Annotated in this window: 10 protein-coding genes; 9 read left to right on the top strand and 1 reads right to left on the bottom strand. The window is 36.8% G+C overall.

Annotated features, from left to right (window positions below; all coding sequences use genetic code 11):
- From lpxD to ACIQ2X_RS10505, 9 genes are all read left to right on the top strand, one after another.
- A partial coding sequence (gene lpxD, locus ACIQ2X_RS10465; RefSeq protein WP_396178876.1) for a UDP-3-O-(3-hydroxymyristoyl)glucosamine N-acyltransferase occupies window positions 1-711 on the top strand: 711 nt, incomplete at its 5' end.
- Between the two features lie 18 nt (window positions 712-729).
- Entirely contained in the window at window positions 730-2,118 is a 1,389-nt protein-coding gene (locus tag ACIQ2X_RS10470) for a bifunctional UDP-3-O-[3-hydroxymyristoyl] N-acetylglucosamine deacetylase/3-hydroxyacyl-ACP dehydratase (RefSeq protein ID WP_396178877.1), read from the top strand.
- Between the two features lie 75 nt (window positions 2,119-2,193).
- Window positions 2,194-2,979 (top strand): acyl-ACP--UDP-N-acetylglucosamine O-acyltransferase, encoded by a 786-nt coding sequence (gene lpxA / locus ACIQ2X_RS10475; protein ID WP_396178878.1) that lies wholly within the window; start codon window positions 2,194-2,196, stop codon window positions 2,977-2,979.
- A 28-nt stretch (window positions 2,980-3,007) separates the two neighbouring features.
- Window positions 3,008-3,574, top strand: a complete 567-nt coding sequence (gene efp / locus ACIQ2X_RS10480; RefSeq protein WP_396178879.1) for an elongation factor P — start codon at window positions 3,008-3,010, stop codon at window positions 3,572-3,574.
- A 144-nt stretch (window positions 3,575-3,718) separates the two neighbouring features.
- Window positions 3,719-4,660 carry a UDP-3-O-(3-hydroxymyristoyl)glucosamine N-acyltransferase gene (locus ACIQ2X_RS10485; protein ID WP_396178880.1) on the top strand — a complete coding sequence of 314 codons (942 nt, stop codon included), beginning with the start codon at window positions 3,719-3,721 and terminating at the stop codon, window positions 4,658-4,660.
- A complete protein-coding gene (locus tag ACIQ2X_RS10490; RefSeq protein WP_396178881.1) occupies window positions 4,650-5,012 on the top strand; it encodes a nuclear transport factor 2 family protein in 363 nt (120 codons plus the stop codon). Before ACIQ2X_RS10485 ends, ACIQ2X_RS10490 begins: the two co-directional genes overlap by 11 nt.
- Before the next feature lie 39 nt (window positions 5,013-5,051).
- On the top strand, window positions 5,052-6,176 hold the full coding sequence (locus ACIQ2X_RS10495; protein ID WP_396178882.1) for a hypothetical protein: 1,125 nt from the start codon (window positions 5,052-5,054) through the stop codon (window positions 6,174-6,176).
- 121 nt (window positions 6,177-6,297) lie between these two features.
- Window positions 6,298-7,170, top strand: coding sequence for a succinate--CoA ligase subunit alpha (gene sucD, locus ACIQ2X_RS10500; RefSeq protein ID WP_396178883.1), 873 nt, complete (start codon window positions 6,298-6,300; stop codon window positions 7,168-7,170).
- Between the two features lie 183 nt (window positions 7,171-7,353).
- Window positions 7,354-7,782, top strand: a complete 429-nt coding sequence (locus ACIQ2X_RS10505; protein ID WP_396178884.1) for a hypothetical protein — start codon at window positions 7,354-7,356, stop codon at window positions 7,780-7,782.
- Window positions 7,783-7,950: 168 nt separating this feature from the next.
- Here ACIQ2X_RS10505 and ACIQ2X_RS10510 read toward each other — a convergent pair whose 3' ends face one another.
- Window positions 7,951-9,138, bottom strand: a complete 1,188-nt coding sequence (locus ACIQ2X_RS10510; protein ID WP_396178885.1) for a cytochrome-c peroxidase — start codon at window positions 9,136-9,138, stop codon at window positions 7,951-7,953.
- Between the last annotated feature and the right edge of the window lie 162 nt (window positions 9,139-9,300).

Below are 9,300 nucleotides of genomic sequence, written 5' to 3' on the forward strand. Positions count from 1 at the left end.
TTTATGTCGGAAGACGTAAAGTTTGGAGACGATTTATACGTAGGAAGCTTTACATATATTGGTAAAAATGTAACTCTAGGAAAAAATGTAAAAATTTATCCCAATTGTTATATCGGAGATAACGTGATTATTGGCGATAATTTACTGATGCATTCGGGTGTTCGAATCTATTCTGATGTGGTAGTTGGAAATAATTGTAGTTTTCATTCGGGTGTTATTATCGGTTCTGATGGTTTTGGTTTTGCACCAAACCCGGATGGCTCTTACGAGAAAATTCCACAAATTGGGAATGTAATAATTGAAGATGATGTAGAAATTGGTGCCGCTACAACGGTTGACAGGGCCACGATGGGTTCGACCATTATTCGAAAAGGAGTTAAACTGGATAACCAAATTCAAATCGCACACAATGTGGAAATTGGTGAACATACGGTTATTGCTGCTCAAACAGGTATTGCAGGTTCAACCAAAATTGGTAAATATTGCACAATTGGAGGTCAAGTTGGAATTGTGGGACATATCGTTATCGGAAATAATGTACGAATTCAAGCCCAATCGGGTGTGCAAAAGAATTTAAAAGACGACGAAATTGTACAGGGAACTCCAGCATTTAATTACAGTGATTTCAGTAAATCATATGTTCACTTCAGGAATTTACCAAAAATAGTACACGAACTAAGCGAAATTAAAAAAATTAATAAAGAAGAATAAAACCCTAAATTTAGTAAAATGGTTAAGCAAACTACCATCAAAAGCGAAGTTTCTCTGATTGGAGTTGGACTCCACACAGGGAAAGAAGTCAAGATGACCTTTAAACCCGCACCAATAAACAATGGCTATACTTTTGTTCGAATGGACTTAGAAGGTCATCCCATTATTGAAGCGGATGCAAATTATGTGGTAAACACCCAACGAGGTACAAACTTAGAGAAATTAGGTGTTAAAATTCAAACTTCCGAACACGTTTTAGCGGCTTTTGTGGGTTGCGATGTCGATAATGTTATTATTGAATTAGATGCTTCAGAGCCACCCATTATGGATGGTTCTTCGAAATACTTTGTAGAGGCTATTGAAAAAGTGGGAATTGAAGAGCAAAATGCTGAACGAAAATTTTATGTAGTTAAAGAAGTAATTTCTTTTACGGATGAAGCCACAGGTAGCGAAATTTTAGTAATGCCAAGCGACGATTATCAGGTAACTGCAATGGTCGATTTTGGAACCAAAGTCTTGGGGACTCAAAATGCATCACTAAAAAGTATGAGCGAATTCAAAACTGAAATTGCAAGTGCACGAACATTCAGTTTCTTACACGAATTAGAATCTTTATTGGAAAACGGATTGATTAAAGGCGGCGATTTAAATAATGCCATTGTGTATGTCGACAAGGAAATTTCGCCAAGCACGATGGAACATTTAAAGGTAGCTTTTGGAAAAGATCATATATCTGTAAAACCAAACGGCATTTTAGATAATTTGACATTGCATTACCCAAATGAAGCAGCAAGACACAAATTATTAGATGTAATTGGGGACTTGGCACTTATTGGTACAAGAATAAAAGGAAAAGTGATTGCTAATAAACCGGGGCATTTTGTAAATACGCAGTTTGCAAAAAAAATGGCCAAACTGATCAAAATCGAAAAAAGAAATTTTATTCCCACCTACGATTTGAATCAACCCCCGTTGATGGACATCCATAAAATAATGGAAATGCTGCCTCACCGTCCACCGTTTTTATTGATTGACCGCATTATTGAAATGTCTGACTCGCATGTGGTAGGTTTGAAAAATGTAACAATGAACGAGAATTTCTTTGTAGGACATTTTCCAGACGCACCTGTAATGCCGGGTGTTTTGATTGTCGAAGCGATGGCACAAACTGGAGGTATTTTGGTCTTGAGCACCGTTCCCGATCCCGAAAATTATTTGACTTTTTTTATGAAAATTGACAATGTTAAGTTCAAACATAAAGTGTTGCCAGGCGATACCTTGATATTTAAGTGTGATTTAATTACACCTATTAGAAGAGGAATTTGTCACATGCAAGCCCATGCGTATGCTAATGGAAAATTAGTAGCAGAAGCAGAACTTATGGCACAAATTGCCAGAAAACAATAATATTATAATAGTTTTATGTTATTGGTTTCAAGTCGTTCGAAACCTAAAACTTGAAACCTGAAATCAAAAATCAAGATGAATCAACCATTAGCATATGTGCATCCTGGTGCAAAAATAGCCCGAAATGTTGTAATCGATCCATTTACAACGATCCACAACAATGTTGTAATTGAAGAAGGAACTTGGATTGGATCCAATGTAACAATTATGGAAGGCGCCCGAATCGGAAAAAATTGTAATATTTTTCCTGGAGCAGTAATTTCGGCAGTGCCGCAAGATTTAAAGTTTGGCGGCGAAGATTCGCTTGTAATCATCGGAGATAATGTTACCATTAGAGAATGTGTTACCATAAACAGAGGTACAATCGCCTCGGGACAAACAAAAATCGGAAACAATTGTCTGATCATGGCTACCGCACATGTCGCACATGATTGCCACATTGGTAATAATGTGATAATTGTAAATGGTGTTTTGCTTGGTGGCCACGTGACCGTGGGTGATTTTGCCATCATTGGTGGCTTGTCTGCCGTACATCAATTTATCAGTATCGGCGACCACGCGATGATTTCTGGAGGATCGCTCTTACGAAAAGACGTTCCGCCGTATACCAAAGCGGCCAAAGAACCGCTTTCGTACGTTGGAATTAATTCAGTCGGATTACGAAGACGCGGATTTACTTCGGAGAAAATTAGAGAAATTCAAGATATCTACCGTATTTTATATCAAAAAAATTACAATACTTCTCAAGCTTTAGCAATAATCGAAGCAGAAATGGAAGCTACTCCCGAGCGAGATGAAATCATCTTGTTCATCAGAAACTCTTCGCGTGGAGTAATGAAAGGGTACAGCGGTAACTTTTAAAATTAAATAATTCATATATAAACAAATAATGGCATCAACATCAGACATTAGAAACGGATTGTGCATCAAACACAACCATGATATTTATAAAATCGTTGAATTTTTGCACGTAAAACCTGGAAAAGGACCCGCTTTTGTGCGAACAAAATTGCGAAGTGTAACCAACGGTAAAGTACTAGACAATACTTTTTCGGCGGGACATAAAATCGATGTAGTTCGAGTAGAAACACATACCTACCAATATTTATACGCCGAAGGTGATGATTTTCATTTTATGAATGCCGATACTTTCGAGCAAATTACTATGAATAAAAATGTGTTGGACAACCCTGATTTGTTGAAAGAAGGAACAAACGTGATGGTCCAAGTAAACACCGAAACTGACTTGCCTCTTTCGGTAGATATGCCAGCTTCTATTGTTTTGGAAGTAACGTACACAGAACCAGGCTTAAAAGGAAATACCGCTACTAATGCTACCAAACCTGCAACAGTTGAAACGGGAGCGTCTATAAATGTCCCATTATTTATCAATGAAGGTGATAAAATTAAAATTGATACCGCTTCCGGAAGTTATATGGAACGCGTGAAGGAATAGATAATTCGGCAATTCATTAATTAGAGAATTAGAAAATGTTGAAATGTATCGAATATCATTTTACTTACAATGAACCACTACCGAATAGGGTCGTCTTTTATCTATTTAAAAAGTTATTTAATTAAAAAATTACCTAATTAAAAAATGAAGTTTCCAAAAATACATACGCTCAAAGAAATTGCCGAATTAATTGATTGCGAATTCGTGGGAGATTCCAATTTTCCTGTGCTTGGTATGAATGAAATTCACGTAGTGGAATCGGGTGATATTGTTTTTGTGGACCATCCCAAATATTACGATAAGGCTTTGCAATCGGCTGCTACAATTGTTTTAATTAACAAAAAAGTGGTTTGTCCCGAAGGCAAAGCTTTGTTGATTTCGGACGATCCGTTTAGAGATTTCAATAAGCTGACACGTTACTTTAGGCCTTTTCAAGGAATCAATGTATCAATTGCTTTAAGTGCCGAGATAGGCGAAAATACGTTTATTCAACCCAATTGTTTTATCGGAAATAACGTTAAAATTGGAAATAATTGTTTGATTCATAGTAATGTTGCTATTTACGACAATACCATAATTGGCGATAATGTCATCATTCATGCAGGATCAGTCTTGGGTGCGGACGCTTTTTATTATAAAAAAAGAGCAGACGGATTTGATCAACTTCTTTCTGGTGGAAGGGTGGTTATCGAAAATAATGTGGGTATTGGTGCTCTTTGTACGATTGACAAAGGAGTTACGGGCGACACCACAATTGGCGAAGGAACTAAATTAGACAATCAGGTTCATGTGGGGCACGATACGGTTATTGGAAAAAAATGTTTGATTGCTTCGCAAACGGGTATTGCAGGCTGTGTAGTTATTGAAGATGAGGTAACTTTGTGGGGACAAGTAGGAACCACAAGCGGAATTACCATTGGAGCGAAAGCGGTAGTAATGGGACAAACGGGTGTAACAAAATCGATTGAAGGTGGAAAAAGTTATTTTGGAACACCCATCGAAGAATCGCGCGAAAAACTAAAACAACTTGCATACGTAAAAAAAATCCCAGATCTAATCGAAAAAATGAAACGTTATGACAATTAAAAAATTAATTCTAGATTTTTACAAATCCGATGCATTTATAAACGTTTCAGAGATGGAACCTTTTTTGCATTCCGACTTTATTCTAGAATGGTACAGTAGCAAAGGTTTTTTGAAACTTGATAGACAAGAAGTGTTGGATTTGGCTCAAGAATTGGGTAAATCTTACGTAAGGTCAAAAGTTCGAATTCACTCCATTTTACAAGAAAAAAATCAAGTTGCCGTTCGTTATTCGCATTTTGTTAAAACTGTCGAAAATCCTAGAGAAGAAATGCTATTGGCTCATTTCTTTGTAATTTGGGAAGTACAAGACGATAAACTTCACCGTTGTTTCCAGATGAGTCAAGTTTCTTAAATATTCTGGGTAATTTTAAATGTACAAAACATGGTTTCAATGAAATCAGACGTTACAAAAACGATTTTAATACTCAGACTTACCAGCTTTTTCTGGATTTTCGCCAAATTATTTTCGTATAATCTTTGGCACACGCAGCGGCTTTTTCCCTTAATTCCTCCTTTTGATTTTTTGGAAAATGTTCCAAATTTCATACATCTTTCTTTATTTTATTTCGCATTAGCAGGTATTGCTTTAGTCGGATTTTTTCCTAAAAATAAAATTTTAATTGGTTGTACCTTAGTTGTGGAATTAATTTCCTGTCTTCTGGATCAAAACCGATGGCAACCTTGGGAGTACCAATATTTTCTTACATTCGCATTCTTCTTTTTCTACCATAAAAACCTACGGCAGTTTGTTACTTACTTTTCTTTTTTGCTCATTGTCATCTATTTCAATAGTGGGTTGCACAAGTTAAATGGTGGTTTTTTATACAAAGTTTGGAATGAAATGATCCTCACAAGACTTTTTGGATTTGAAGCCCATCAAATAGATTCACCTTTTATTCACTATGCAGGTTTATCCCTTGGATTAATTGAATTATTTGCCGCATTGGGATGTTTGTTCATGGTAAATAAAAAGTTTTACGCACTTTTTCTTGTAGGCATGCACGTGTTTATTTTGTTTTTAGTTGGGCCAACAGGTTTAAACTACAATCCCATTGTATGGCCTTGGAATATAGTAATGATGATGTTTATATTGATCGTTTTTTATAATGCCGAGGAACGAATTTCTTTTGTAAAATTAACTTCGGGTTTCAACAAAATTCCTTTTACAATCCTTGGTATTCTTCCATTTTTCTGTTTTCTAAACCTATATGATAATTTCTTTTCGTTTAACTTGTATTCTGGTAGTTTAAAGCATTTTCTTATATGTGTAGATGAAAAACAATTGGGTAACGAATACAAACCGTATATTTCAAAAACAAAAAAACGTTGTGGTACTAATACAGCAATATTAGGGAATAATTGGGCTTTGACGGAAATGAATATTGTCATTTATCCCGAGGAACGATTTTATAAAGGAATAATGAAAAAATGGAAAGAGCAACATCCCAGTTTGGAGTCTACCTTCTATATTTATCAATATCCCTACAAGCCTGAAAATTACGTAGAATATAAATAAAAATAACTCTTGGAATTATCTTTATTCTAATGCTATATTTTTCAATAAAAGGCTTTAGAAATTGACACTAAAAACCTATTTTTGCATCACTATTTCAAAAAATAATTTAAAAGATATATTTATGAGCGTTTTAGTCAATAAAGATTCTAAAATAATTGTGCAAGGTTTTACAGGAAGCGAAGGAACTTTTCACGCTTCGCAAATGATTGAATACGGAACAAACGTAGTCGGTGGTGTAACTCCAGGAAAAGGAGGATCTACACATTTAGACCGTCCCGTTTTCAACACCGTAAAAGATGCTGTAGAACAAGCAGGAGCGGATACTACTATTATTTTTGTTCCACCAGCTTTTGCAGCTGATGCAATTATGGAAGCGGCTGATGCAGGAATCAAAGTAATCATTGCGATTACTGAAGGAATTCCAGTAGCAGATATGATTAAAGCTTACGCTTATATTCAAACTAAAGATTGTCGTTTAGTAGGTCCTAACTGTCCAGGGGTAATCACTCCAGGTGAAGCGAAAGTAGGTATTATGCCTGGTTTTGTTTTCAAAAAAGGAACCGTTGGAATCGTTTCTAAATCAGGAACATTGACTTACGAAGCGGCAGACCAGGTAGTAAAACAAGGTTTAGGAATCACTACCGCTATCGGAATTGGTGGAGACCCAATCATCGGGACTACTACAAAAGAAGCAGTTGAATTGCTAATGAACGATCCAGAAACGGAAATCATCATCATGATTGGTGAAATTGGTGGCCAACTCGAAGCAGATGCTGCTAAATGGGTTAAAGAAGACGGAAACCGTAAGCCAGTTGTTGGATTTATTGCAGGAGAAACTGCTCCAAAAGGACGAACAATGGGTCACGCAGGTGCAATTGTAGGCGGAGAAGACGATACCGCTGAAGCTAAAAAACGAATCATGAGAGAATGTGGAATCCATGTAGTAGATTCTCCAGCCGAAATTGGTTTGAAAGTAAAAGAAGTTTTAGGTTAAGAAGAATAAGAGCATAGAATAAAGAGCAGAGAATAAGAGAATAGATTTAATACTGTTCTAGAAATAGAGAAGACTCCACTTTACGGTGGAGTTTTTCATTACAATAATCACACGGAACACTTCAGTATCTTAGTTCCAATAAAGAATTAGTTCCTTAGCGTCTTCGTGGCAAATAACAAAAACATGTACAAAGAATTAAAGAAATTCAAAACCCAAAATACGTTTTCATTCACACAAGAAGACAGTTTAGAAACCGTTTGCAACGCGCCAGAACCGGGGAGCGGTGTGTTTTTAGTCTACGCTGTTGATGGTGAAGAAAAAGAATTGATTATGGTAGGTTCAACAGGAACTGTTCAGAACGACGGCACCTTGAAAAGCAAAAACGGTGGACTTTACGACAAAATCGTAAACGGTCACCAATTTGCAAAAACAGGCCGAAAATATTCTTGGCCAGCCCAAATGAAACTCGAAAACATCGAACGCCTTGAAGTTTCTTGGTACGAGACGTTCAACGAAAAAAATAAAGCAATTCCAACAGCTGTGGAAGGACAAATGTTGCAAAACTTCTTGGACGAAAATGGAAAGTTGCCGAGATGGAATGTGGCGTTTTAAAAATTTATATTTCTAGCACATAGCCCACGGTTTCAACCGTGGGTTTCTTGTAAATAAATCACGTTTTCAACATCATCTGCGGTTTCAACCTTGAAAAAATAAATGATTACCAATTGTAATTCAAAAAAAACATCCCGTTCACACCAGAAGCTGAACGGGATTTTTTAGTTAATTAAATGGATCAGACCATTTCGGATTGGTGTAAACGGCTGTTCCAGATAAAGTTTCTAGAAATGCAATCACGGCATTTACTTCATTTGCATTCAAATTTAATTGCTGACCGTTGCCTCCTGGTCGTAATCTTGGGTCTAAATTGGTATTTCCTGGAGCAATATTAATCGTTCCATAATGACCAATCGCTGCTTGAAGTGAAGTTATCACACCCGTATGCATCATTTGTCCGTTAAGTGTCCCGGTCGGTCCGACTAGATCTCGAAGTGAAGGGGCTCTCGTATTGGTAATATCAATTCCAGCTCCCGAAATTTTACCAATGATCCCGTTGTTTCCGGAATTTGGAGCGATGTCGAATTCGGGTGCTCTGTGGCAACCTGCACAACCAATTCCGCCTCCCGTTCGCACACCGGAAGCATTAAAAGCGGGCGGAGCTAAAAATAAATTTTTCCCCATATTTTCTTGTGCGGTAAAATTTGCAAATGGCATTCCATCGTTTTGTGCTGTGGCTCTTCCCGCATCGTATTTTGAATCAAACGATTGAATACTTCGGATAAATTGTCCCAAAGCCAACTGTATTTTGCCTTCGGTTATTTCAGACGAACCATACACAAACTTAAAAAGTTCTTTGTAATAATCTATTTCGTTCATTTTTACAATTAAATCAGCAAAAGTAGCGTCGCCATTTGTACCGCTGTAACCCATTTCGCCGTGGTCTTTTATCGGCATTGTGGTCTGGATTTCTAAACTCGCAGCTCTTTCGTCCCAAAAGAATTTGGATTCGGTGGCAAATCGGGTATTGATTAGTCGCATTGAATGCCGGCCTGTACTTCCATTCACGCCTGTACTAGCCACCGAATTGTCACCAAAGGCGATCTCCTGTTTGTGACAACTCGAACACGAAATAGTGTTGTTTGAGGACAATTTTTTGTCGTAAAACAAAACTCTTCCTAAGGTCGCTCCTTTATCGGTAATGGGATTGGCTGTACCATTATTTTTAGTAATGTAAGCCGGAATACTTTGATTGGCATAGTTTTCCAAACTATTTAAATCTATTGAAGATCCAAATGTTGCTTCAACAGCGGGATAAGTATCAACAATATCAACATAGGCGTCTTCTGAGGTACTACTGCACGAAGTCAAAACGCCTATTGCGAAAAGACTTCTCAAAAAATGTTTTTTCATAAGTGTGGTTTTAAATTGGTTTTGGTTTATTTTAATTCACTATTATCCGAAAGTCTAAAATAAAAAAAGCCTGAGATTCCCTTATTTTTGTTTTGCGAAAAATAAAATAATTTTATGGGACTCTTCAGGCGAAACAAAAATATCAAAAAACCTGTTATTCGG

It is taken from the genome of Flavobacterium sp., from assembly GCF_044368625.1.
GTDB lineage: Bacteria > Bacteroidota > Bacteroidia > Flavobacteriales > Flavobacteriaceae > Flavobacterium.

Bases quoted from the DNA above. Each gene is read 5' to 3' on its own strand.
- ACIQ2X_RS10485 (WP_396178880.1), top strand. From the start codon at position 3,719: ATGAAGTTTCCAAAAATACATACGCTCAAAGAAATTGCCGAATTAATT.
- lpxA (WP_396178878.1), top strand. From the start codon at position 2,194: ATGAATCAACCATTAGCATATGTGCATCCTGGTGCAAAAATAGCCCGA.
- efp (WP_396178879.1), top strand. From the start codon at position 3,008: ATGGCATCAACATCAGACATTAGAAACGGATTGTGCATCAAACACAAC.
- ACIQ2X_RS10470 (WP_396178877.1), top strand. From the start codon at position 730: ATGGTTAAGCAAACTACCATCAAAAGCGAAGTTTCTCTGATTGGAGTT.
- sucD (WP_396178883.1), top strand. From the start codon at position 6,298: ATGAGCGTTTTAGTCAATAAAGATTCTAAAATAATTGTGCAAGGTTTT.
- ACIQ2X_RS10490 (WP_396178881.1), top strand. From the start codon at position 4,650: ATGACAATTAAAAAATTAATTCTAGATTTTTACAAATCCGATGCATTT.
- ACIQ2X_RS10495 (WP_396178882.1), top strand. From the start codon at position 5,052: ATGAAATCAGACGTTACAAAAACGATTTTAATACTCAGACTTACCAGC.
- ACIQ2X_RS10505 (WP_396178884.1), top strand. From the start codon at position 7,354: ATGTACAAAGAATTAAAGAAATTCAAAACCCAAAATACGTTTTCATTC.
- ACIQ2X_RS10510 (WP_396178885.1), bottom strand. From the start codon at position 9,138: ATGAAAAAACATTTTTTGAGAAGTCTTTTCGCAATAGGCGTTTTGACT.